This is a genomic window from Brakhagea baltica, from assembly GCF_052161605.1.
GTDB lineage: Bacteria > Planctomycetota > Planctomycetia > Pirellulales > Pirellulaceae > JBKCUI01.
In genome coordinates, this window is record NZ_CP197409.1 from 1,729,268 (window position 1) to 1,755,144 (window position 25,877).

Genomic DNA, 25,877 nt, shown 5'->3' on the forward strand with positions numbered 1-25,877 from the left:
GATTCGCATCAACATGGGAAGCTGTAATGGCTGAACAAACGAGAGGGGGCCATGGAGGATTCGGCGGGAACGTCCTGTCCGGAATTCGATAGCTCCCTCAGGCCAATAAATTGCGACCTTTGCGGACAGGGATTGTCCCTGCAACCAATCGCGACCTGATTATTCCCGAGCTTCAAAACTCCTGAATACGACAAACGGCCTCCCACCAACAACCTACCCCCCCACCCAACAACACTTGCGGATTGAGTGTTTCTTTCAGTCATAGGACCAAACCATGATTTCCAGCCCCAATGGAACGCGTTCTTTGCTTGAACCGGAACAGCTTCGAGAGCTAGCTCGTGCCTTTGCCGATGCAGGGGCATTAGAGGAACTGACCCAACGCTGGAGCTTTGAGAATTCCCAGGAGCTCCTAGCCACGAGCGCTCGCTCTATGAAGATGGAGTGGCTCGAAAATGACAGCATTGAGAATCCGGAAGAGACGCTACAAGGGTTCCCGGCCCGATTGATTTACCGCTTTTCCGTTTTCCCGATCGAGCGTGGTGACGGGTGGCTTCGGCTAGCCGTGAGCAACCCCTTTGATTTTGCCGCCATCGATTCGGTAGCGTCAGCAGTCCAGGTGGAGGTTCGCCCGGTGATGGCCTCCACCGAAATGGTTCAACGACTGATCAAGCGGTACCTCGGGGTCGGCTCCGAGACGATTGACGGACTCATTGCGTTACAGCGACTCAAAGGTGACGAAATCGAAATGGTCGAGGGGCTCGATCTCGATAACCTCGAAGATGCCGAAGAAGCGCAGCAGGCTTCGGTGGTTCGACTGGTTAACGAAATTCTCAGTGAAGCGATTGAGGCCCGGGCGAGCGACATCCACATCGAATCCCAAGAGGCCGGATTAAAAATACGCCATCGCATAGACGGGGTATTGCAAAAGCAATCGACTCCACCCGAGATGAATCAGTTTCGAGCAGCGATTATCAGCCGACTCAAAATCATGGCCAAGATGAACATCGCCGAAAAGCGAGTTCCTCAAGATGGTCGAATCAAGTTGCGAGTCAAAGGTCGCGAAATCGATATTCGGGTCTCTGTTATCCCCATGCTTCACGGCGAAAGCGTCGTCATGCGGGTGCTCGATAAGTCCAATTTGAGCTTTTCGCTACGTGGCATCGGTATGCCCGAGTCGGTTTATCAAAAGTTCCAAAAGCTGATTCGCTTGCCTCACGGCATCGTCTTAGTCACTGGTCCGACGGGTTCTGGAAAGACGACGACGCTATATAGTGCTCTTAGCGAAATCAAATCGGAAGATATCAAGATCGTAACCACCGAGGACCCGATCGAGTATCAGCTCGAGGGAATCAATCAAATTCAAGTTCATGCCAAGGTGGGGCTTAATTTTGCGGCTTGTTTGCGAGCTATATTGCGACACGATCCCGACGTAATTCTCGTCGGGGAAATTCGCGACTTGGAAACGGCTGAGAACGCGACCCAAGCTTCGCTGACCGGTCACATGGTGTTCAGCACATTGCACACGAACGATTCGGCTGGTGCGTTCATGCGGTTAGGAGACATGGGTGTCGAGCCCTTTTTGGTCGCGAGTACCGTCGAAGGGGTGATGGCGCAGCGACTTGTTCGGGTCCTGTGCGAGGATTGCAAAGAACCTTACAAACCAAGTGAAGAAGAGCTTCCCGAGGATTTTCCGAAGGCCCGATTGTCGGAGATTCCTTTTTTGTATCGTCCCACTGGTTGTGAGTGCTGCCGAAATACTGGCTACCGGGGACGAATGGGCATTTACGAGCTGCTCGTTACCAACGAGGAGATACGACATTTGGTGACGCAGGCTTGCACATCCGACGTCATCAAGCAAGCGGCCATTAAGAATGGCATGGAAACATTACGAGATGACGGCTGGAGCAAAGTTCTAGCTGGCATCACAACCATCGACGAGGTATTGCGAGTTACAAAGGCCGACTAAAGTCGAGAGACTTGCGGTTGATCGTTGAAACCAAACGCATCCAAGAAACATGACTGAGTTCGCATATACGGCAAAAGCTTTGAACGGTGAAAAGCGTTCAGGCACGATTGCAGCGGAAACCAAATCCGATGCCATGCTGAAGCTGCGCGCTCAGTCTTTGTTTCCTCTTTCAGTTACCGGCAAGCAAGCCGCCAAGGCGAGCGCGGGGTTTTCTCTACCAAAGAGAATTAAGAAAGAACAAGTAGCCGATCTTTGTTCGCAGTTGGCTGATTTGCTAACTAACGGCGTTCCCATGTTAGAGTCGATCTACATCCTAGCCGATGCGACCGAGAACCCGCGACTCAGAGAAGCTGTTCTTCGCATGCATGAAGCGGTATCCCAGGGTGACACGCTCGATGCGGCGATGGCGAAAGAGAATGGCATTTTCTCAGAACTCACTCTCAGCATGATTCGCGCCGGCCAAGAAGGTGCGTTCCTCGAGGATGCTCTACAACGAACTGCTCACTTTCTTCGCAAGCAAGATGAAATGCGAGCCAAGATCGTGGGTGCACTGACCTATCCATCCATACTTGGTATCGTGGGCACGACCATTGTCGCACTCATGGTGGTTTTTCTCGTTCCCAAGTTTCAACCGTTATTCGATCGACTGGAACAAACCGGAAATGCTCTGCCCACGATTACGGTGATCTTGTTGGGGGCCAGTCATGTGCTCATGTCGTACGGCGTGTTCGTTATTGCCGCCGCTGCGGCGGGAGTTTACGGTGTGATTCGCTGGGCTAAGACGGCGGCTGGCCGTCGTATCACGGATCAAGTCAAGCTCCATGTTCCTCTCTTGGGAGGGATCTTCCATGATGCCGCAGTCTCTAGGACTTGTCGAGTCTTAGGCACCATGCTTCACAACGGCGTTCCCTTGTTAAGGGCTTTGCGTATCAGCAGTGAATCGACCGGTAATGTCTTGCTGGCTGATGCGATTCTCAAGTCCGCAGACAACGTTACCGCAGGCGATTCCCTATCCAAACCTTTGTTGGCGAGTGGATTGATTCCTCCGCAAGTTATGGCCATGATCCGGGTCGCAGAGGAATCCAATACGCTCGACGATGTGTTAGTGAAAATCTCGGACCGAATTGATGGACGGATCGAACGCAAACTGGATGTTCTCGTGCGAATGATCGAACCACTGATGCTCGTTTTCATCGGGTGCATGGTGATGTTCGTCATTGTGGGAGTGCTGATGCCAGTACTAGATTTGAACTCGTCGGTTGGATAACAGACTCATCAACCAAAGAAACACGTACAGATTACTCAGTTGTAAAAAGGAGAAAGAAAATGAAACGTAGCAGAATGCAGCGACGAGGATTAACACTCTTGGAGCTCATGATCGTTCTGGTCATTTTGGTCGGAATTATCGCATTGGTCGGACCACGCGTTCTGGGTACCCAGAAAAAAGCTGATATCAGGACAGCCCAGGCCCAGATTGGAAACTTGGAATCCGCTTTGAAGCAGTTTGCTGTGGACATGAAAACGTTTCCCACAACGGAAGAAGGACTCAAGCTTTTGGTCGAGCCACCCGAGGACGAAGCTCTCGCCAAGAATTGGGACGGTCCGTACCTCGAAGGTGGCAAGCTGCCAAAGGATCCATGGGGAAGCGACTTTGAATACGAGTATGAGACAGAATCAAGCGAAGAAGGAAGCGATTCTAGATCTAAAGTAGACACCTTCCCTCGCATTTTCTCCCTCGGACCGGACCGAAAACGAGACACCAGCGATGATGTCGGTAATGTTGCTAAAGGTAGCGAATCGGATTCGGATTCCTCGAGCACACGAAACTAGCGTCTTGATTCAGCGCATCGCATGAGCGAGACATCGGAGTCGCTCGTTCATGCCTCGGGCCGAATTTTAGAAGGCACCACCTTGGCTCCCCGCCCGCAAACCCAACTCGCCCCGTAACCCAACTCGCCCACTACCACACCTCTCCCACCTTTGGATTCTTTACCAACCGCGTAACCAACATTTGCGACAGAACACCAACCCCGATGCAAATCCCTCCCTTTGGTTACCACACTTACTCAACACAAAATGAAAATTAGAAAACAAAAACTGCACCGAGGATTCTCGCTGATTGAAATCATGATCGTTCTCGTGATATTGGCAGGGGCTTTGGCGATCGCTTGGCCGAATCTTCAGAAACCGCTAGGTAGAGTCAAGCTGGACGAAGCCTCTCAGACCTTGCGAGAAGCAATCGATGAAAGCCGCCACCGGGCGATGAGTCAAAATCAATCCGTATTGATCCGGCTTCGAAAAGGAGCTCACGAGGTGCAATCCGGTAGCATCGATTCCTTTGCAGAGCAATTAGCAGGTGACCTAAACGGCGCGGCGGCCCCCTTATCAACTAAACAGCCACAAGTCTGGAAACTTCCTAGCGACGTTGTCGTGATGAATGTGGAGAGCATCGATGATGTCCCTGTACAGGACGAATTTGGTTTTTCGGGTGGTGTGAGTCCCTCGTCAGAAATCAGCTCGCGTGGAGATTCATCAGCGTCAAAGGCTGTGAATGCGAATCAAGCCTCTGCACCGATTGGAATGGGACTGAAGACCGATTTCGATAGTGGCGACCAAGAGTGGTGGGTACCTCTGAACGCGATGGGAGTTGGCAGCAATGCGAAAATTACATTGCTCGACAAGTCCACCAAGAAAACCATTCATGTCTCCTATTCCTCGACCACTGGCGGGCTGGAGATCTCCCGATAATGTCGAGCGAAGCTTCCGATAGATCTGGGCTATCCTTGCTGGAAGTGATGATAGCCACTGGGATACTTGCAGGGAGCGCCATCGTTTTATCCTCGATCATTGGAACGGGCGCGAAGTTTGGTAATCGGGCTGAAAGCAGGATGACCGCCATGGTCCAAGCTCACTCGTTACTGGACGAGACACTGGCTCGGATCGCGGCTGGCAATTCGATGGAGGATTATGCGGGGGAGATACCAGGCACCCCACCGCGATCCTTTGAAGTAGTCGTTCGAAGCATGCCTCAGCGATCATCGAGTGCTTCCGGCAGTGCGAGTTTTTCGAATGCCGGCGGCGCAAGTCGATCAGCCTCTCAAGAAGAGTCGAGCATGGTACAAATCGACGTTCGGCTTTTCGATTCGAACGGTCAGAGTAACCGCACATCGTCCAAACCGATCGTCCACTTGACACAGATCGCGCGGCGAGGTCCGATTCCGTGAGGTTTGAGCTCATGCGAAAGGATTCCTTATCGAATACAAAAATTCGTCTTTTGCAGCGCGATAGCAGTCCGAAGCGAACGGGAGTGACGCTGCTAGAGCTTATGGTCGCGTTGGGGTTGCTGGCGATGCTGTTGCTTGTCGCTTGGTCATTGTTCGATAATCTCCAAAAAGCGGAAGAGCGGAGCGCTGGGTTAGCCAATCGAGTTCAAGTGCTAAGGCAAATACGCGGCTGGTTAGCCGAAGACATCGATCAATTCGAACTTCCGGTGTTCTCGCTTGGTGAAACCAAAGCCTCTAGCAACGAAGCCTATTTTGTCGGTGATGCTACAGGTTTTGTAGCAACATCGATGCCCTCTATAGATCCGCTTCCTTTTCTTCAAGACGCATTCGCCTCACCATCTTCGGTGGATTCGACGGGAGCCATGCGCGAGATCGAAAGAGAGCCGGAAAATGTTTCGGTTTACGACACCGATCAAGATCGCCAGGTTCGAGCTGCGCGCAGATCGCCATGGCCGACTGATAAGATCAATATCGAGTATCGCTTGTTGCCCGACGCTGGACTGTCGCAACGCAATGCAAATAGCCAGTTCGAAGAAAGCCGATTTCGTGTGGTGCGTCGCGAACGGATGCGGACGCCAGTCAATAGTGTGCCATCATCGACCTCGGATTCGTCTGCCGAACCAAACGGGAATGGTTCCGCGTTAAATTCGATTCCGGCGGCTGATCGATTGTTAACCATTCGGGATTTGTACCGACAAGACGATACGGTACTCGATACGCTCGGTTCGGTGATCCGAGAAAAGTCTCTTGCAGGGCTTCGAAATGCGAGCTTCCAGTATTTCGATGGATCAGCTTGGCAAGATACTTGGGACAGTCGACAGCAGAACGGATTCCCGTTGGCAGTGGCTATCCAATTCGATTTCCCAAGTCGTGCGCAACTTCGTAAAGAGTTGGTTCAACGAAAGCAGGACTCGCAATTCGGAGATAGAGACGAGTCTGCCTCGCAGGAATCATTTGGCTCGATCGATAGCTTGTTAGCGCAGCAGTCCACTGCGAGATCCGAATCTCGCGACAACCAGGAATACCTCATCGCGACATCATCTAATGAAGTTACAATTGTCGTCGCAACCCATTTTCGAGCACCGAATCCAATTGGCGAATCCATGGATAACCAAACTAATGGAGCATCTGGCTCCATGGGTAACTCATCAATGAGGCAGCGACCATGATGCATCGCCCCCTTAGAAGCCGTCGTCGCGGAATTGCCCTGATTGTTATCTTCGTGATGGTTATGCTCATGACCTTGGCTGCCTATCGGTTCTCATTCGTTATGCAGTCCGAGTATCGGCTAGCCAAGCTTTACGAAGAGCAGATTCATGCCCGGCAAGCGGCTTGGAGTGGGATAGAACACGCCAGCGCGATCGTCGACCAGCCACCTGCGTTTAGACCTCCATTGGCGATGAAGGCTGACGGAAACGGACGGGAGGAAAGTCGGCTGTTTCGAGGTGAATTGATCCGCAACGAATCGACTGCATCATCAGGGGAGACCGCTAGCGATGCATGGAAATTCGCACTGATCTCTCCTAGTCGTGGCCTGGTCGCTGGAAACGTGGAGGCAGTCGGTTCCTCACTTACTCCAGGTGCGAACAGCGAATCCAGTTGGAGGTGGGGATTGGAGAACGAGTCTGCAAAGATACCAATCCTTGCCCTGTCGGAATGGGAGCGGACCAATCCAGGTCACGCACTCGCCGTTCTTTCACGACTGCCAGGCATTAATCCTGAATCCATTGAACCATGGTTGATTCAAGCCGGAATCGTAAAGCCTAGCAAGCGATTTGGTAACTCGGGAAGCTTCGAAAACCGCGATCCATCGACTGCTGGGTATGGCTTGGTTGATCAGGATTACGATCCGTCTCGCACTGGCATGAGTGACAATCCCATCCAGCCCAACAACTCTAGCGAAGCATCGGGCTCATCAGCCCCAACACAGTGGTTAGGGGGAGATTTGAATCAGAACTATCGACTCGACCCCGTGGAAAAAATGTGGTTAGAGAAGCAATCGCGAATCGGCTCCTCCACCGTTGGTCGCACTTCAAGTATTCAAGCCGAGGACTCGATCGCTTTACAACGCTACTTGACTCGCTTCAGCGGTTGTAGAAACGAACGCTTCGATGGTTCCGATCGTATTTATGTCAATGATAATGATCTCAGAACGTTGCACCGTAAGCTCATGAGTTTATGGCCGCAACCGCTGGCTGACTATGTCATCTTGGTAAGGCAGTATGGTCCGACCAGTTCCGCGAGACGCGGACGGCGCGGGCGCTCATCAGCCGATGCCTCGCAATCCTCGATCCAAGCTACGGCGACATCGAATACCGCTACCGAGCCCATCGATTGGAACATTCCCGCTCGATACCAAATTCGAAGTCTTTGGGAGCTCGTCGATGCCACATTGAGCGTCCCCGATTCCTCGAATTCGCAATCGTCGCAGACCAAATCGGTGGTTAGTCCATTTTCGAGTAGAAGTGGGGATGGTTCGAATTATCTTATAAGACTGTTGGATGACTGCACCACCGATCGTAGAAAGTTTCTCGAGGGCAAGATAGACATCTGGGACGCACCACAAGAGGTTCTCATGGCGATCCCCGAAATGGACGAGGGAACAGCGAACAGAATCATTGCGGCGAGGAATGAAGAAACCGTTAAACAGCAAGCGTCGGGCACGCTGGCATGGCTTCTCCAGCGTCGAATTGTCGACCTCCCTAGACTTCAAAGATGGGAGCCCTACCTCACGGCCCGCAGCGATGTTTACACAGCGCAGATAATAGGATTTCGTGATCAGAACACATCAGTGTACCGATGCACGGCTACTATTGACGGTTCACAAGTTCCCGCCCGGATCCGAAACTTGCAAACTTGGCATGCATGGGATGCCGGGTTCCAGTTGAGCGAATTCGCAAGTGCCACAGAATAGACTTTCGAGCGTAATGAAGATTCCGAGTTTACCAAATCTATCAAATTTCAAAGGACGCAGATCCGGCTCCGGTTCTGTTGCGGTCGTGCATTGGGATAAGGATCGCTTGTACTATTTCGTCGGTACATTATCTCAACCAATTACCAATAGCAGCACCGGTGTTCTGCCACTGTCGAATCCCGATAAGCCGATGATGGCTCTAGCAGAGTTTTTGCAAGAGTCCAAAAGTAACGTCAATCAGGTAGTCGCATTGATTTCGCGTCCGCAATTGGATCTGTCGACCTTGACTCTTCCCAAGGGTGACGTCAAAGAGACTGCATCCATGGTGTTAAGTGAGTTGGAGCAGCAGTATGGTGATTCGGCCGACTTACCCATCGCTGACTTTGTCTTATCGATGGCGCACCAAGACACATCGACGGGTGCGGAAACAAACGATGTTATGGTGTTCGCCGCTCAGACTAAGTTTTTGGAGTCGCTCCAGGAGCAAACCAAAGAATCGGGTTTAAAGCTCGTAGGCGTAGGTGCTAGGCATTTAGGTCCTTTGAGTCTCGTTCATCGACGAGGAGACTCGCTAGACACTCTTACCGTTGCGATTCAATTCTATCCAGGTGAAACCGAGCTCTCGATCTGTCATGGTGGAACACCCGTTTTGTTGCGATCGATTCGGAACAGCACAGAGGATGCCGAAAGGGTCGCCGAACAAGTATCCGTGGAGGTCGAACGATGTTTGACATTGTTGCCTCATGAGCTTGCATCCAAGTCGATTCAATTGGTGTTTTTGGGAACAAACCCATTCACGGCACATGTCGCTGAAGCATTGAGCGGATCGGAAGCCCGGACCGTCGTGCATATCGATCCTACCGCGAGCTGGCCAAGCAACGGTGTTGTGGCACCATCGATCGAGGAGCTTGGCTGCGAGTTCGCTGCCAACATAGGTGCCGCTTGGGATTATTTCCACAAAACGCTGCCGATTGATTTGCTCGCGCCTAAGCGTCCTCCGAAGCCGGCGAATCCGTGGATCAAGCGGGGAGGCTTAGCTGTGGCAGCGACAGCGGGGGTAGCCGCCATTTCGTACGTGTTCCTCGGAAACATCCAAGACCTCCAATTAGAGGTCGAACAGCTAGAGTCGGAGTTCGCGGATGTCTCCAAGCTAACCAACAAGTATCTAGAAAAGGCTGATCGCGTAAAATCGGTAGAAGATTGGTTAGCCAATCAAGTCGATTGGTTAGCAGAGTTAAACGAGATATCACAAAGGTTACCCGATGGACAGAACGCAACGGTTCGACGATTGACCGGATCGTTAGGTGCTGCGGGCTCTGCGATCGATTTGTCCGTACAGGTCAACGCGCAGGAATACATTTCCGTTCTAGAGGACCGACTCAAGAGCGCCAAGTATTCGGTCTCGAGTCGCCAGATTAGTCAAAGCCCCGATACAACCGATTACCCTTGGAATTTTGAAACACGAATCTCGTTCGCCGTTGATGCTCCCTCATGGAAATCGTACGGTCCTCCCGCTACTTCGCCGAGTGATGAGGCTAAAGAGTCGTCGCAAAAGTCGTTGCCTGCTGCTGAAACACCTGCTGCTGAAACGCCTATGGCTAAAGCCGACAGCGAGGTGACGTTATGAATTCTCGTACCAAATGGTTGATAGTCGGTGGTTCGATCGTATTTGGACTGTATGGAGCAGATGCTACGTATCGGTCTTGGATTGAAGAGCCGGAAAAGCAATTGACAGCTCGACTGGATGACCTAACTAGCGAGATACAGAAAACGAAGGATCAGCAGTCACAGGCTCAGAGGGCCAGCAAGCGGTATGATGACTACTTAGCGAGGGCCTTGCCAGGTGATCCGCAGGCCGCTCGGTCTGTTTATCAGAAATGGTTGTTGAAGCAAATCGAGCGGTTTGAAATCACATCTTCGTCGGTGGATGCTTCGCAGCCAACAGCCATCGAGCTTCGTTCGAGGACCAAACGTGGCAAGCGTGATCGGATCGGACACCGAATCGACTTTTCCCTTCGGGGCCAAGCGAGTCTTTCCAAACTATCTGCATTCCTCGACGAATTTCGAAATGCCGGCATGCTGCACAAGCTTACATCCCTTACATTGAATCCAATCGGTAGCGAAGGCAGGCTCGATGTGAGTCTATCGATACAAGTTCTAAGTTTGGAGGGAGCCACAAACGATAAAGCGCTAAGCGATTGGCGCGTGCTGCCTACGATCGTTGCGGAGCGGGATAGTGACAACACCTTTGTGCGACGCAATTTGTTTGCTCGCGGGTTTGCTAAAGCATTGTACGATGTATCGCTCAAGGCGATTACGGTGAACCGAAAAGGGGAGACAGAGGCTTGGTTTACTGTAGACAGCAAGGGAACGGTGGCCAAGATTCAAACCGGCAGCTATGTACCAGTCGCTTTACACGAGATAAAAGTCGTAGCGTTGGAGACCGATCGGGTTCAGATCAACGTGAATCAAGATTTGCATTGGATTAAGTTGGGTGAATCCGTTGGCAAAGTAACCGCCCCCAAGGAGATGGTAACAGAATGAAACAGAATATGACCTCATTCCTAAGTGGCCCACGAACGATGCGCAAAGTGTCGGCTTTGGTTGGCATGTGTATGGTTTGTTATACAGGTCAAGCGTACGGGCAATTGATCGGTAATCAGTCGATTGGCACGGCAGCTGGTTCCAATCAGCCTCGGTTGCAGGGTGGAAATCTGAATTTGGGAAATACCAACACACCTTCTGTCAACGGTCGGTTTGTTCGGGGCAACCGTGCTCGCAACGATTTTGTTGGTTCCAATCGATCGGATTTGCAAGGCTTTGTGGGCTCAACGCAAGCCATCGGCGTAGGACGGGTTCAGTCTGCGGTAGAGGGTTTGCGGGTGCCAATACAGCGGTCCGGAAACCGGCCTCTTCCACCGCAGCCAGCGACGGGTATGTATTATCCGAGACTCGATTTTGAGCTTTCCGTTGCTCGCGACCAAGGTGTCGAGTCCACGATGAGTCAACGGAAGGAGATTGTTTTTACCGAAGCGCAAGCTCGAATCGCGAGGGTTGCAGGCGAAACGGTCAGTGTGGTACGAGTAGGTGATTTAGCTATTGTTCGTGGTACGGTTACCGACCAAAGAACAGCGGAGCTCATCAAGCAGATGTTAGCATTCGAGCCAGGAATTGATCAGATTAAAGACGAGCTCATCCTCAAGTAGTTTATCCGCATGCCCAACAGTCTGCGCTGAGCGTTCTCAAGTAGTTTAACCGCATGCCCAACGGGCTGCGCTGAGTGTTCTCAAATAGTTTAACCGCACGGGCAACGCCCTGCGTTAAGCTCTCTAACCCGGATCTGTACAGCGAGACTCAGCAAAACATCCTCTGCAAATCACCGACAGGCTCGTCCTGGCGACCGCTGCGCAGGCCATTGCAACTTGTCTAATTTATCTCTAGCGCCCTGCGGCACACAAAGTGTTATAATAGAGAAGTTAGGCTGGTGTGCCAGTCCGCCTCCCAACGCCATTCCCACCCTACCTCTCCCTCCTTTTGAGCCATCCCATGAGCGTTATTCGTCGAGCTACCTCTGTAGAGGAGCAAAAAGCATACATCGATTTTCGACGTACGGCCGCGTCATCCCGGCGAAGCTTTCTGCAAGCGGGAGCTTTGGGAGCCTTGGGGCTAAATCTTTCCGACATGTCGCAACTTTTGGCCAACGACGGGACACAGGGAATCGGTTCTTCATCGCGCCAAAAACCCGCCAAGGCTTGTATCTTTCTATTCATGTGGGGTGGGCCAAGCCAGCTCGATACGTTCGACCTGAAACCGAATGCGCCCAGCGAGGTGCGTGGCCCCTTTAAGCCGATCGCGACTCGCGTACCAGGCATGGAAATTTGCGAGCATTTTGTAAACCTCGCTCGGAACACTGATAAGATTGCATTGATTCGTTCGTTGACCCACGACGACCCGGCTCACCTATCGAGCGGTCACTTGACCGTTACCGGAAAGCTGGCTCCCGTTCTTAAGAGCGATGCAACTCCTCCCAGCGACAAAGATTCGCCTCACATCGGTTCGCTTTTGGCCAAGCTTCGGCCGACCAGCAACGGCTTGCCTTCATTCGTAACTTTGCCTTGGAAAGCATATCACCCTGCTGCACCGGGGGGAGAGGCTCCCGGTCAACATGGTGGCTATCTAGGAGCAGCGTACGACAGTTTTCTTGTGGGCGGTGATCCGAATGCTGCTGATTGGAAACCCGCCACATTTTCCCTTCCTTCGGAAATGTCGCTTGATCGACTAGAGTCTCGCTATCATTTGCTCCGCTCCTTTGATCGGTTCCGAGCCGATGCCGAAGCTGCCGTTCCCATTGCTGATCTAAAGAGTCATCAAATCAAAGCGTACGATATGTTGACATCACCAAACGTACGAGATGCATTCGACTTGAGCCGCGAATCGGTGGAAATGCGAGAGCGGTACGGACGAAACATTCACGGCCAAGGAGTCTTGCTCGCTAGAAGATTGATCGAGCATGGCGTTCCCATGGTATCGGTTAATTGGCATAACGATGGCAGGAATTTCTGGGACACGCATGGCGATAATTTCAATCGGCTAAAGAATGACTTGATTCCTCCGTCGGATCGAGCCTTAGCCGCACTACTAGAGGACCTCGAGGAACGAGGCATGCTCGACGAAACACTAGTCGTTTGGGTGGGAGAGTTCGGGCGACGCCCAACGATCACACCTGAAAACTCTGGACGCGAGCATTGGCCCTTTTGTTACAGCGGACTGCTAGCAGGAGGCGGGATTCGCGGTGGCATGGTTTACGGTTCGAGTGATAGTAAGGGGTCTTACCCAGATCGTGACCCCGTGAGCCCCCAAGATTTAGGGACTACGATTATCCACGCTCTCGGCATCCCGACTGACTCGATGGTTCACGATCGAGAGGGGCGACCACATCACGTTGCGACCGGCAAGGTGATTACCGATTTATTAACATAAAGTTGGATTTGATTTGGTTTATGAGAGTGTTTTTCGAGGGCTGCTAGGCAGTAGATTTACGAGACGGCTTATGGTTGATCAGCAATTAAATAATGCGAAGGTCGCAGTGATAAGTCGCTTTGTTCGGCCTGGATTGTTTTGTATCTTTGTGGTGTGCAGCTTTTCACTCTCGCATAGAGAGGTGTACGCCTATCAAGGGGAAACACCCACAGTTGTAACCGAATCGTTCTCCGCAACCGATCTCGAGTTTTTTGAATCGAAGATTCGTCCCCTGTTGTTCGAACGTTGCTACGAATGTCATTCCGGCTCCGACCTCAATGGAGGGCTTTCAGTCGAATCGCGAGATTCACTTTTAAACGGAGGCGATTCAGGCCCAGCCTTGGACTTGGTATCGCAGCCATCCGTTAGTCTGTTACTGCGAGCGGTTGAGTACCGGGAGGAGCATCTGAAAATGCCACCTGACGGCCGATTGTCCGAGCAACAAATTGGGTGGATTAAAGAGTGGATCGAACGCGGAGCACCTGATCCGAGGAATCCTTTGGGAAGTGAGGGCAATACGACCAAAAGCATTAAGGGACTGAGTCTCGATGAGGGCAAGCAGTTCTGGTCGTTCAAGCCCCTGGACAACCCTTCTCCGCCAGACGTCACAGACCTGAGTTGGGTGCAGACACCTGTTGATAACTTTATCCTAGACAGGTTGGGCCAACAAAATCTGACACCAGCCGGTCCGGCCGATAGAAGGAGTTTGATTCGACGTCTCACACTGAATCTGACAGGTTTACCGCCAACTAGAGATGATGTCGCTGCTTTTGAGGACGATACATCGCCGACAGCCTACGCGGATCTGGTGGAGCGGTTGTTAGCATCTCCGCAATATGGGGTGCGCTGGGGTAAGCATTGGTTGGATGTGGCTCGCTATGCGGACTCAAACGGTTTGGATGAGAATATCGCCTTCGGAAATGCTTGGAGGTATCGTGACTATGTCGTCAAGGCCTTTAACGAAGATAAATCTTTTCGCCAGTTTCTGATCGAACAGATCGCAGGAGATCTTGTTCCTTACGCCAACGAAGAGACCAAGACTGCGACTGGGTTCTTGGCTCTGGGAGCTCGCGTGTTAGCCGAACCCGATGTCGAGAAATTGTTCATGGATACGATCGATGAGCAACTCGATACGCTCGGCAAAGCGTTTTTAGGAATGTCGTTCGGATGTGCACGTTGCCACGACCACAAATTCGATCCGATAACACAGCACGATTACTATGCTCTAGCCGCAATTTTAAAAGGGACAAGATCGTTTGCAGACGAACGATACGGTGCGATTAAGTATTGGTATGAACATGAATTTCAGCCTGAATCTGACAGGGAAAGGCTCACGGGAGTCGAGGCTGCAATCGCGGCTGCCAAACAAGCGGCAGCAAGCTACAAAGCACAAGCCTACGATAGGATTCGGACAGCGGCACGCAGCAAAGCCGCCGACTATTTAGCCGCGGCGGCTCAGCTGCCTTTCGGCGCGAGTTTGGTTCAAGTCGAACAGGTATCGCAACCGCTCGATTTGCACCCACGGATTTTGCATTACTGCCGAATTCATCTGGAGAACCAAAAAGATTCCGAGTTCTTTAGCAAATGGCACGAATTAGCCGGGGACAGCGATGCCATTCAGACTCACTACGAAACATTGTTCGCCGAGGTGGATAAAGCTTGGCAAGAGGCTCAGGCAGCCAGCCCGCCATCGCAAGGTTTAAGCGATCCACGACTCGAACAAGCCCGCTTGGCCCGACTCGATGCAGCAGGTTTTCTTGCTATTCCGCCACAACCCGAGTACGCACTCGATCCCGAATCGCTCGAAAAGTATTACGACCTTATGGAGGAAGCTCGCAAGCTGGAGAGCCATGCAGAAGATCGCTATTCGGCCATGGGAGTCAACGAATCGGTGGCAGTACGGACGCTACCAATACATATTCGAGGCAGTCACTTAAATTTGGGGCGACCTGTTGAGAGAGGCTTTCCCAAAGTGATGCAATGGTCCGAGATCCCGCCGATATTTTCCCGTCATGCGAGTGGAAGGTGGGAGCTGGCTAATTGGTTGGCGGACACGTCTCATCCTCTAACGGCACGAGTGATCGTTAATCGAGTTTGGGCTTGGCATTTCGGTCGTGGATTGGTGGGTAGTACCGAGAATTTTGGTGTTCAAGGAGAAACACCTTCACATCCTGAACTGTTGGATTGGCTCGCGAGGAGATTTGTTGAGAGCGGTTGGTCTATCAAGGAGCTAAACCGGTGGATTCTACTGTCTAGCACCTACCAGATGGCATCGGTGCACGAACATGCTTCGCTGTATGATTTAGTCGATCCGGAGAATCGCTTGTTATGGAAATTTCCTATACAGCGGCTAGATGCTGAACAATTAAGAGATTCTGTTTTGGTGACTTGCGGTCGGCTTGATCTGAAGCTGGATGGTAAATCGGTACCGTTACGGAATAGGCAGTTTGTTTTCGACCATACGTCAATCGATCATACCCGATACGATAGTTTGCGGCGTGCAACCTACTTACCGATTATTCGCAACAATTTGTATACATTGCTCGAGCAATTCGACTATCCAGACCCAACGATGCCGACCGGTACTCGCAATCAAACGACAGTTGCTCCCCAGTCCCTCTTGTTGATGAACAATCCGCTCGTATTGGATTCCGCTGAGATGTTCGCGGAGCAAGTTACGAAGCAGTACAGCGAAAACACCATCCGGCTGGATGTGGTTTTCCAGGCCTTGCTAGGTAGAGCCCCGAGTGAATCGGAATCGTTGTCTTGTCTGCAATACTTGTCGACTGTGGATGAATCCACATCTGATCGGGATGAGAAGCGTATCTGGGCTGGCTTGATCCAAGCGTTGATGGCGACGAATGACTTTCTTTATGTGAGGTAATAATGGATCGATCGCATCTTGTACGTAGGCAATTGTTAAAAACCAGCGCGATCGGATTCGGTCACCTTGCGTTCTCATCTATGCTGGCCCGCGAGTCGAAGGGAGTTGTGCGGCAGGAGAATTCGCCACAGCCCCCCAAGTCACCCCATTTCGAAGCGAAAGCCAAGCGGGTCCTGTTTTTGTTTATGAAAGGAGGACCGTCACATGTCGATACGTTTGATCCCAAGCCACTGTTGGACCGCGATCATGGTAAACCCCTCCCTTTTGCGCTGCCGAGGGTTGTCTTCGCCGCGCAGGGAAATTTACTAAAGTCACCATGGAAGTTTCGGCAGCATGGTCAAAGCGGTTTACCGGTAAGCGAGTTATTTCCGAATGTTGCCAAGCATGTTGACGATCTTTGCGTATTGAGATCTGTACATGGAACCAATCCTGCTCACGGTGGCGCTGCGCTCAAATTGCATACAGGCAGTGATCAATTCGTTAGACCTAGCATGGGTGCATGGGCCATCTACGGTTTGGGAACCGAGAACGAAAATCTACCTGCCTTTGTCACCATTTGTCCGACATTGGCTCACGGTGGTGTCAATAACTGGGGGGCAGCGTTTCTGCCTGCCCATTGTCAAGGAACACCGATCGGCAATGCTAGCCAACCATCCAGCACGGCTCAAGTTCGTGATATCACCAATGAAGTCTACACATCACATGAGCAAAGAAAACAGGTCGACTTGATAACGGAATTAAACCAGATGCAGATCGGTGCAGGAATTAGTTCTACGGAAACGGCCGCCTTGGCGGGGCGACTGGAATCTTATGAATTGGCGTTTCGGATGCAGTCGTCGATGCCCGAAGCGCAGGACCTAGCATCAGAAACGGAAGCAACCCATCGCATGTACGGGGTAGATGATCCGGTGACTGCGAATTTTGGTAGGCAATGCTTGATGGCAAGGAGGCTTCTTGAGCGGGGAGTTCGATTCGTTCAGGTAACCCACTCGGATAGTGAAGTGCAATGGGACCAGCATTCTGACTTGTACCAAGGACATACCAAGAATGCGGCTGAAGTGGATAAGCCTATTGCAGGTTTGCTTCAAGACTTAAAAGATCGCGGTTTACTAGAGGACACGTTGGTGCTTTGGGGGGGAGAGTTTGGACGAACCCCGACAGCCCAAGGAACCAATGGGCGGGATCATAATCCTCACGGGTTCACGATGTGGATGGCGGGAGGCGGAGTTCGCAGTGGAATGGCCTACGGCGCAACGGACGACTACGGCTATTATGCGATGGAAAACAAAATGCACGTAAACGATCTGCACGCAACCATGTTGCATTTGCTGGGCCTCGATCATGAGCGGCTGACGTACCGCTACGCCGGTCGCGATTTCCGCTTAACAGATGTCGCAGGACAAGTTGCTACGGCAATTATTGCATAAAGTTGCCGTAGACCTATAACTATTGCATGCAGCTCCGATACTCAAGTTCTTCTCTTTCCAGTCAAGCTCATGCTAACCCTCGCTTTTCTGACGCATTTTGCGACCACATGGTTCATGACCGGATTGATCTGGATGGTGCAGATCGTGCACTACCCACTATTTGCCGATATCGGTCGCGATGACTTTGTTCCGTACGAACGCAAACACTCTCGCGCGATCACCTTCATCGTTGCACCTGCGATGTTACTGGAATCTGCTTCTGCAGCGGGACTAACGTGGTTGTTAATCGAGACACAGCTGATATTCGTTTTGGTCAATATAGCGTTATTGATTGTAATCTGGGGATCGACTTTCTTGATCCAAGTTCCCATTCACCAAAAACTCGAGCTCGGTTTCGACGAGACGCTACACAAGCGACTCGTTTCGACCAACTGGATCCGGACGATCTGTTGGACCGCGCGAGCCTTGTTGATGGCAATTTTGGCGGGCTCGAGTTTGCTATGTGAAGTTTTGAACACATAGGCGGTTTAAGCGAGCAGCATAAGAAAAAACAGACACTTATCGCTGATCGCCACCGCGAACGGGGCCTCACCCTCCCAGCGAAGCGACCGGGAGGGTCGGCAATCGAGCCTTAAGCGAGGTTGGCGGGGAGGGCAGGACGCCGTCGATCTTAATCCGACCGATGCATCGCACCCCTCCCCAGCCACGCTTTCGCGGGCTGACCCTCCCCAAACGGCGTTTGGGGAGGGTGAAGACGGGGGCGATCGGCGAATCGTCTTAAAGCCTCAGAAGCACAGAATCTAAATCGAATGGCCGGAATTTGATCGGTTTGCCATCCATGTCATCCTGGATGATCGCTACGTGTGGTTCTAGCTTGTTGGCAATATTCGAATCGATTAGTTGATTGGAATCGTTGGCACTCATCTGCATGAGGATGCGGATTTCGCCATCGCGAATCGATTGCCTGGATAGCCAACGGGTCAGTGTGCCAGCGGTATCGGACCATAACCAAACAAACATACCCACCCCTGAACCATCCTTAAGCAAATTAGAGAGTATCGCATCAGGTTTGGAACTGCCCGAGTCCTCTCCAAAGGAATACTCGTCCCCCTTTCGGAGTTCCCTAAAACGGGACAGATTTGCAATCGCTACCAACATCGTCGGATGTTGCGTCTGAGGTTCGCTCAAGCGTTTATCTAACTCCGCTTGTAAACTCTCCATAAATTCATCGAGATCACGAGGCGAGGAAACCAATGCGTCATCCCGTTCAGAAAGCTTGTTCATCAACTTGGAAAAGGATTTGTCTTCCGGCCTTATGCCGTTCAAAATCCTAATTCTCTTGCTATTGGTTCCTTGGCTCCCAGGCTCGTTGTCAACTATTCTGACGAATCCCGTCACACATCCAGCCAGAATGCTGGCGGCAGTTGACTCTTCTGTTCCTACAACAAAACAATTGCGACCTGGGCTTCGGTGCACTTGCTTGAATATTGGTGGGTCGATCGCTACGCTGTCTCCCAGCAGCATCGTGTATCCGAGCGTATCGGTAGTGGTGGACTCGAGCGCCAAATCGATGCTTCGCTGGTCCCATATTGCGGGCTTATGCCCTTCGAACACAACACGTCGACCAAGTACGTTCGTGGTTGGTGAATGAGGGACGGGCTGAGCAGGCAGGGCGTGAAGCAGGGCCAACTGATCATCCTTGGACAGATAGGAGACCTGAAAACCTTGATTGCTCTCGACCCTGCCACCCGACTCGTTATAGATGGCTTGACCTGAGTAGCGAAGCCTCTCAGCAGCGGTATTGTCTTCGCTCAGTATCAACATGGCATCGGAGCTATCGCACTGGAGAGCAATCCGAACCGCCATCTGAGCCAGCGTTGTCCTGGGAAGCGAGTAGGCTCCGCCCAAAGTTTGAGAGGCTAATACTAAATGCATGCCAAAAGATCTTCCTTGACGGACAATACGATCCATGAGCATTGACGCCTGCTGCGCAATTTTGTCATCCTCAACGAACATTTCTTGAAACTCGTCGATGACGATCAGGATTCGAGGCATGACGACCTCCGGATGTTTTGCGGCGAGGCTAGGCAAGTCCTGCACGCCGTACTCGCGAAACGCTTCGCCTCGAGCATGCATAACCCGATCAAGATACTCTAGGGTGCTGACACCAAACTCTCGTCGACTTTCGATACCAATAATGTCGGTATGTGCCAATTCACTTTCCGAGTAGACCTGGAACTCCACCCCTTTCTTAAAGTCGAGCAAAACCAACCTTAGTTGATCGGGAGCATACTTCATGGCAGCGCTGGTAATCATGGTGTGCAACAAGGACGATTTGCCAGAGCCCGTTTTCCCAGCAATCAGAACATGTTGCGAGGTTCCAATACCAAGCTTTAGAAACTGAGTTCGCCCTGCGGCAGAAACCCCTATCGGAATTGACAAATGCTCGGCGCTCGAGGCAATTTGTCTCTCGGCTTGCGGCAGTTCGATCGAGTCAAAAGGAACGATCATCTTGCCGATTTCCGCTACGGCATCCAGGTGTTTAGTCATGATCTCTTTGACTCTCGCCTCGGTGGGTGCCAGATCTGGAATTAATTCCGAATCCGAGAAATCAGGAACAGCAACGGTGATTCGGCCCGTTGAGTCTGAGTCCTGAGGTCTCTTGCTAATCCTGAGATGCATGCCGTAACTGAGAAGCGAGGTTTTGTCAGCAAAGGTTGGCCACATCGCAGTGTCGCTCGTACGCAGTAGCACCCCAACGCCGCACCTTGCTCCGGATGCGAGAATCGACATGAGAGATTGCCACGAATGATCGTCGAGGCCAAAGGGGAACTGATCCCAGACTATGAGTCTGTACGGAATCGCCATGGGACCAGCCTGTTGATTGAATTCATAAAGATTCGAGAAATTATTCCTCAAGCTCTGTTGAATCACATCTTCGACATGCCGCGCTGCCCTGGCAAGCTGATCTGCGATGTGCAAAGATTGAGTCCAAACTCGATCCCCCACCAGGCTCGAGTTCACGTCAGCGACCGACATGAGCCAGGAAAACTTTTTTCCCAAGCCTTGTGGATCGATGATCGTCATCTGCAAACTACCCGCTGGCACCGACGTGATCGCGCGTAAACAGACATTCTGCATGACAGCATCCGAGGTTGCCTCCGTCCCCGATTCACTATCGAGAACCAGTGAGCCATGGGATAAAAGATCCAGTGCGACTGGCCAAGGCACCATGTCTTGAAACAACGTTGGATCTCTTTCCAATGCTTCCTGTAACAGTGGGGTTGTTGGATCCATGTGCCCAAGTCGCCAGACGACATTTGCAGTGTCGCGGCGCCAAGCGGAAGTATCGAAGTACGAACTATTCCAGTCGGGTTGACGTTCCTTGAGAAGCTTTTCATAGGTAGCTAGTCTATCTCTCAATACACGGCAGCCGTGGTTCCATCTTGCGATACGGAATTCCTGCGAACTCGAAAAGTCCCCCTTCAGCTTATCGATCTTTTTGTCTCGTTCGAGTTTCAGTTGATCAGATGTTCTGGAAAGTTCCTTTTGGATTTGAGACCATTTCGATTCCCAACGCTGATCGATAGAGGAAAATTTCTCACTTCGCGTGCTAGATAATTCGAAGCGACGTTCTGCGCAGCTTTTTGCTAAGGCTTGGCATGCTGCTTCGAACTTGCTTGTCATTGCTTCACGTTTCGTCAGGTAAGCATTGCGAGCGATTTCTTCGTCTGCTTGATGTTTCTGTACAAGTCGGGCCAGCTCTCTTTGGTAAAACGCCTCCGCCATCGCATGGCCTTGGTTGATATAGCGGAAACAGACAGCAGCATCCTGGATAATACAATCTGTATTTTGCTGAATGACTCGCGCGACTAAGGGGCGAGTGGCGAAGTGCAAAATGGCGGTGAGTACGATCGAACTGACCAAGCCAATTCCGATGGGAAGCAATACTTTCTGGAGCAACAACCATGCGATCAGACCGGCAACAATCGCGCCCAGAACACCCAGAGAGTAAAACCAAATCGAGGAGTACCATTTTACCTTGGGGTGACTCTTCGTTAATGCGATGGTCTCTCCCAATTTCTTTTTTGCATCTTCATAGCATCGGGCGAGCTCTTGCAGATCGCGGACATCAGCTGAGGGGATATCCGCTTCGTTCGTATTCGGTTCCCCCATGAGGTCGCGTCCTACTTTGACGAGAACCCATTCACGTGCATCCTGCAACATCTCGTCGATGCCACGCTTTTCATTAACAAGCTTGGCTCTTACGCTGTCACGTGTCTTGCGGGCTGCTTCTTGGTTGGTTTCAAGCTCACGCTTTAGACGATCGAGGGTATCGTCTCGCTGCTTCCTGTTAGCCTCCTTGTCGTTGTTCAATTTGATCTTTAATCGCTTTAACTCCGATTTTTCATACTGAACGCTCGTAAGAAGTTCACGTTCCACAAATCCCATATGCTGATCCAGCTCGACATCCCAGGATTCCATATTGTTGTGCTCGATCGCTCTTCGCTTCGTTGCAAGCTGCTGAGTTTCCGACTCAAACCAGGTATGTTCCGCATCAATTTGCTGCTGAACGCTTTCGCTGCCGGAATCCCAAGCTTGCTTTAGCTTCTCAATCCTCTGTCTCAAACCTTTCAGCGAACGAATCTGATACTTTAAGAACCGTCCATCGGATCGGACTTGCAGAAGCTTTGATTGAGTCATAGAGCTGGCAGTCGGGTTTGAGAAGAATGTTGTGGCTGCACCTCCAACATGCAGTCTGCTAACATAACCTGTATTGTATAGCAAGAAACGCATGGCGAGCTAGAAAGCATAGACATGGACCCCTACAAAATTCTAGGCATTTCCTCGAATGCTACGGAACAGGAAATCAAGCGAGCCTATCGAGCTCAGGCGGCCAAGTACCATCCCGATCATGGCGGTGACGCCTGGGTCTTTGAGCAGATCCGTGCGGCCTACGAACAATTGACCGAAGCGGGGGCAACGGCCGCGACAAATGATCCTGCGAGTAAAGGTGGGACTAAAAGCGCAGCAGCGCCATTTAGCCAACCTGAGCCAATCTCCCCAGAGGCGCGGACGAAAGGGGCGAAAAGTGAGCAGCACTGGTACAATCGCCCGCTTCCGCTCCAGTCGGAAACATCCTGGTTCATTCTTGTTAACGTGCTGGATATTGTCTTGACCAACGTTCTTCTGCAGCGAGGGGCCATGGAAGCGAATCCGATCGCCAATTTCGTCTTTATTCAATTCGGCTTCGCTGGCATGATCGCTTTCAAGCTGGCGTCAGTGGTTTTCGTTTGCTTGGCGGCCCAGCTCATCGCTCGAAAGAGCCCCTCCAAAGCCAGGGGCTTGCTGTGGTTTGGATGCATCCTGGTCGGGGCGGTTCTCGTGTATAGCAGCCGATTGATCTTGTATTCCAACTAAATTGATCCTTAGGAGTTGCTGAAAGTCGGTCAGAGGATAATACTCGACCACTCTCCCCCTTTATTATTGGAAAAGAGTTTGAAATGATCGATGGCTCGCGGGAATTGGTCCCACAAAAAAATTCAGCCATGCCAGCTGTGCACGTTAGTCGACCCATGTTGCATCCCAACATTTACCGAAAACGCATTTTGCATATCGAGGGGAACCCTGCACCAGGCGATTGGGTCGCCGTTTATCATCAACAGTCCGACGTTCAAGATCGCGGTGGCCGACAAGAATCTTCCACCAGCGTAGGACATTCTGCGTACGACAGCAGAAACCCGAGAATGGGTACTAGGCCTCGACGTGATGGAGAGATCGCCGAGAACCCGAGCTTGTTCGCATACGGTATTTATAACCCCAGGTCGGAGGTTGCAGTAAGGTTGTATTCCTGGTGGGGCCAGTGGCCTGATGAAGCGTATTGGGACACTCTGATGGATAATGCCGTGTCGCTTCGCAGGGACGTTTTGCGATTGGATGAAACCACCAACGCCTACCGAGTGTTGCACGGCGAATCCGATGGCGTACCGGGGTTAGTCGTAGACCGCTACGGCGATTGTTTAAGTGCGGAGCTCTTTAGCCTTGGCATGTATCAACGAGTCCAGCCGCTCCTGGAGCGATTGGCCAGCAGGTTGGGGACCAAGCACTGGCTTGTACAAGAGTGCCCCCAGTTCCTCAGTCAGGAAGGAATTGGGCTGCCGACTCTCAAGAGCCCGGAGCTTCCTCCAGCCGTAACCATCACGGAAAATGGTGTGAAGTATAAGGTGCACTTTGGCACGGGACACAAGACAGGCTTTTTTTGTGACCAACGAGATAACCGACGCATGTTGGCTCACTTCTCGGCGGGCAAGAGCGTGTTGGATCTCTGCTGCTACACAGGTGGCTTCTCCGTCCAAGCGGCCAAGGCTGGTCAAGCTGCCGAGGTGACAGGAGTCGATCTCGATGAAGATCCTTTGGCGATGGCCAAGAAGAATGCGGACATGAATCAGACACGCGTTCGATTTGTGCAATCCGATGCGTTTGCGTTTATGCGAGATATGTTACGAATCGGTCGGCAGTATGATGTAATCGTGCTGGACCCTCCCAAGCTGATACGTTCCAGAAATGAGCTCGAGGAAGGGAGCAAGAAGCATTTCGATCTGAATAAGCTCGCCATTCAGCTCGTCAAGCCCGGAGGAATTCTGTTGACCTGTTCATGCGCTGGACTGTTGGATGAAATCTCTTTTCAATCGATCGTTCGTTCGGCGGCCAAGGCCACTGGATTTGATGAAGAGGGAAAGCCCAACCCACCGCGCACGCTGCAGTTTCTGCATTCCTCGGGAGCCGCCCCGGATCATCCAGTTGTTGCGCATTGTCCGGAAACAGGGTATCTAAAAAGCCTATGGGCACGAGTGCTTTGAGAAAGCAAAAAGGGGACGGAGGTTTTTCTGTTCGGACGTGGTACATTTGAGACTCCTGCAATTATTCCGTAACCACCTTTTGTGATTTTGAGGTGACATTGTGAAAGCATGCATTTTATCCCTCGTTCTTTTATGCGAAGTCGGGTTGATTCACTCAGCTTTGCTCGGTCAAGGTGCCTTTCAGGGGACATCTAAAGATGAGGCGATGGAATGTGTGACGGACTTTGTAGCCAATCGTGAGAAGTATCCTTCGTTTCTCTGCGCGTTCGAACTTGATAAGACTTACGCTTCTGGCACCTCCCAGAACGAATCGCGGACACGATTGATTCTGTCTGAAGATTCAGAATCGAAACGAACGCGGATGGAAATCGAACGCGAAGGTTTCGCGGTTGGCGACGACTTCGACATGCCTATTGCCGAGCCGCTTCTCTCAATCTTCGACGATAGAGGGAAGAGGCGATTCTTTTTGCAAGGTGCAGAACAACGGTTTGGAGGGGGGCTGCCCAGTGGTACTGTTATTCCCAATCCTTGGATGGTTCCGATATGCGGATTAGCCTCACTTGAAAGTGGCACAATGGGACTGGATGGATGCTGGATCAATATTCTCGATGAAACGAAGCTTCTTTGGGCCGAATCGGACGGAACCCATGTTCGTGGTGAATGGAGTTTTGGTAGTGGTGTTGGTGAGTGCTACATTCAAGTGTACTTTTCGTCCAAGTTCAACAATCTGCCTGTTTTCGTTCGCTACATTCGGCCCAAAGATAAGGACAAACCATTTGAGAAAGTAGGAATTACGTTCGTATCCGAAAATGAGATTACATGGAAACCGTATCGGGATGGTTTCGTCCCGGTCGAGGTCAAAATGTATCGGGAATCCTATTGGAGTTCGAAACCTGGGATCAAGTCAACGAATAATCATGTCTATCGTTTTTCGTGGAAAACCCCTTTTGTGAATAAGGATGGAGAAATCGATCCTGATGTCTTTGTCCCTGGAAAAATTGATTTTGAAAAGCTTCAAAGCAGCTTTGAAAAATTGTGAATCTGGAGGAGAAAAAGGGGATAGTATCGAATAACGCCCGCACCCTTTTTTGCCTACATCCTTTTAAGGCGACCTACAAGCCCACCGCGAAGCGGTCAATCATCAAAGCCCGGGGTCGCGGTGCGCACCCCGGGATAGCGTGCCGCGTATGACAAACGAACCCCAACGGGGTTCAACATGGGCCTGTGTGCAACCCCGTTGGGGTTGGCCGATTTTTTGTTCGTTGACCCGGGGTGCGCTCCGCGACCCCGGGCTATGTTGTGGAACTGCTTCGCAGTTGGGGGCCTCCCGAATGAGGGAGTCCAGTCCCCAAAAGGTGCCATCCCGCTTGCTTGCGTATTGGATCGTTTGGGCTTCCGGATGGTGGGGGATGTACAGCGAGTTGGCAGAAAGTGTAACCATCACCTGTGCGAGCTAGGTGCATTCCAAATCTTGGCGGACTCCCCGCCTCCAATACCTCAGGAGCGGTATTGGAATGTGAAAC

At 51.6% G+C, this 25,877-nt stretch carries 18 protein-coding genes; 17 read left to right on the forward strand and 1 reads right to left on the reverse strand.

The window, feature by feature from the left end; all coding sequences use genetic code 11:
* Nucleotides 1–274 precede the first annotated feature (274 nt).
* The 14 genes from SH449x_RS06700 to SH449x_RS06765 all read left to right on the forward strand — a co-directional run bounded on the left by SH449x_RS06700 (nt 275) and on the right by SH449x_RS06765 (nt 18,016).
* A complete protein-coding gene (locus SH449x_RS06700; RefSeq protein WP_482380552.1) occupies nt 275–1,966 on the forward strand; it encodes a GspE/PulE family protein in 1,692 nt (563 codons plus the stop codon).
* A 49-nt stretch (nt 1,967–2,015) separates the two neighbouring features.
* Nucleotides 2,016–3,233 carry a type II secretion system F family protein gene (locus SH449x_RS06705; RefSeq protein WP_482380553.1) on the forward strand — a complete coding sequence of 406 codons (1,218 nt, stop codon included), beginning with the start codon at nt 2,016–2,018 and terminating at the stop codon, nt 3,231–3,233.
* Between the two features lie 59 nt (nt 3,234–3,292).
* Nucleotides 3,293–3,796, forward strand: a complete 504-nt coding sequence (gene gspG, locus SH449x_RS06710) for a type II secretion system major pseudopilin GspG (protein WP_482380554.1) — start codon at nt 3,293–3,295, stop codon at nt 3,794–3,796.
* A 246-nt stretch (nt 3,797–4,042) separates the two neighbouring features.
* Complete coding sequence (locus tag SH449x_RS06715; RefSeq protein WP_482380555.1) at nt 4,043–4,714, forward strand: prepilin-type N-terminal cleavage/methylation domain-containing protein; 672 nt, start codon at nt 4,043–4,045, stop codon at nt 4,712–4,714.
* Nucleotides 4,714–5,190, forward strand: a complete 477-nt coding sequence (locus SH449x_RS06720; protein ID WP_482380556.1) for a type IV pilus modification PilV family protein — start codon at nt 4,714–4,716, stop codon at nt 5,188–5,190. Before SH449x_RS06715 ends, SH449x_RS06720 begins: the two co-directional genes overlap by 1 nt.
* A gap of 11 nt (nt 5,191–5,201) precedes the next feature.
* Entirely contained in the window at nt 5,202–6,419 is a 1,218-nt protein-coding gene (locus SH449x_RS06725; protein ID WP_482380557.1) for a prepilin-type N-terminal cleavage/methylation domain-containing protein, read from the forward strand.
* A complete protein-coding gene (locus SH449x_RS06730) occupies nt 6,416–8,164 on the forward strand; it encodes a ComEA family DNA-binding protein (RefSeq protein ID WP_482380558.1) in 1,749 nt (582 codons plus the stop codon). The genes SH449x_RS06725 and SH449x_RS06730 overlap by 4 nt, the downstream gene beginning before the upstream one ends.
* Nucleotides 8,165–8,177: 13 nt before the next feature.
* Nucleotides 8,178–9,791 carry a hypothetical protein gene (locus tag SH449x_RS06735; protein WP_482380559.1) on the forward strand — a complete coding sequence of 538 codons (1,614 nt, stop codon included), beginning with the start codon at nt 8,178–8,180 and terminating at the stop codon, nt 9,789–9,791.
* Nucleotides 9,788–10,708 (forward strand): hypothetical protein, encoded by a 921-nt coding sequence (locus tag SH449x_RS06740; RefSeq protein ID WP_482380560.1) that lies wholly within the window; start codon nt 9,788–9,790, stop codon nt 10,706–10,708. Before SH449x_RS06735 ends, SH449x_RS06740 begins: the two co-directional genes overlap by 4 nt.
* Nucleotides 10,705–11,370, forward strand: coding sequence for a hypothetical protein (locus SH449x_RS06745; protein WP_482380561.1), 666 nt, complete (start codon nt 10,705–10,707; stop codon nt 11,368–11,370). The genes SH449x_RS06740 and SH449x_RS06745 overlap by 4 nt, the downstream gene beginning before the upstream one ends.
* A 340-nt stretch (nt 11,371–11,710) precedes the next feature.
* Nucleotides 11,711–13,144: a DUF1501 domain-containing protein gene (locus tag SH449x_RS06750; RefSeq protein WP_482380562.1), complete on the forward strand. Its 1,434-nt coding sequence runs from the start codon at nt 11,711–11,713 to the stop codon at nt 13,142–13,144.
* A gap of 70 nt (nt 13,145–13,214) precedes the next feature.
* Nucleotides 13,215–16,067 carry a PSD1 and planctomycete cytochrome C domain-containing protein gene (locus tag SH449x_RS06755; protein WP_482380563.1) on the forward strand — a complete coding sequence of 951 codons (2,853 nt, stop codon included), beginning with the start codon at nt 13,215–13,217 and terminating at the stop codon, nt 16,065–16,067.
* Nucleotides 16,068–16,069: 2 nt separating this feature from the next.
* The gene (locus tag SH449x_RS06760; RefSeq protein ID WP_482380564.1) at nt 16,070–17,494 is read left to right on the forward strand and encodes a DUF1501 domain-containing protein; all 1,425 of its coding nucleotides are present in this window, start codon (nt 16,070–16,072) and stop codon (nt 17,492–17,494) included.
* Between the two features lie 69 nt (nt 17,495–17,563).
* Entirely contained in the window at nt 17,564–18,016 is a 453-nt protein-coding gene (locus tag SH449x_RS06765) for a hypothetical protein (RefSeq protein ID WP_482380565.1), read from the forward strand.
* A 255-nt stretch (nt 18,017–18,271) separates the two neighbouring features.
* Here SH449x_RS06765 and SH449x_RS06770 read toward each other — a convergent pair whose 3' ends face one another.
* The gene (locus tag SH449x_RS06770) at nt 18,272–22,198 is read right to left on the reverse strand and encodes an FtsK/SpoIIIE domain-containing protein (RefSeq protein WP_482380566.1); all 3,927 of its coding nucleotides are present in this window, start codon (nt 22,196–22,198) and stop codon (nt 18,272–18,274) included.
* Nucleotides 22,199–22,312: 114 nt separating this feature from the next.
* Here SH449x_RS06770 and SH449x_RS06775 point away from each other — a divergent pair, with 114 nt between their 5' ends.
* The 3 genes from SH449x_RS06775 (at nt 22,313) to SH449x_RS06785 (ending at nt 25,393) form a co-directional block, all read left to right on the forward strand.
* Nucleotides 22,313–22,915 (forward strand): DUF5658 family protein, encoded by a 603-nt coding sequence (locus SH449x_RS06775; protein ID WP_482380567.1) that lies wholly within the window; start codon nt 22,313–22,315, stop codon nt 22,913–22,915.
* Between the two features lie 128 nt (nt 22,916–23,043).
* Nucleotides 23,044–24,354, forward strand: coding sequence for a class I SAM-dependent rRNA methyltransferase (locus SH449x_RS06780; RefSeq protein WP_482380568.1), 1,311 nt, complete (start codon nt 23,044–23,046; stop codon nt 24,352–24,354).
* Between the two features lie 100 nt (nt 24,355–24,454).
* Nucleotides 24,455–25,393, forward strand: a complete 939-nt coding sequence (locus SH449x_RS06785) for a hypothetical protein (protein ID WP_482380569.1) — start codon at nt 24,455–24,457, stop codon at nt 25,391–25,393.
* Nucleotides 25,394–25,877 lie beyond the last annotated feature (484 nt).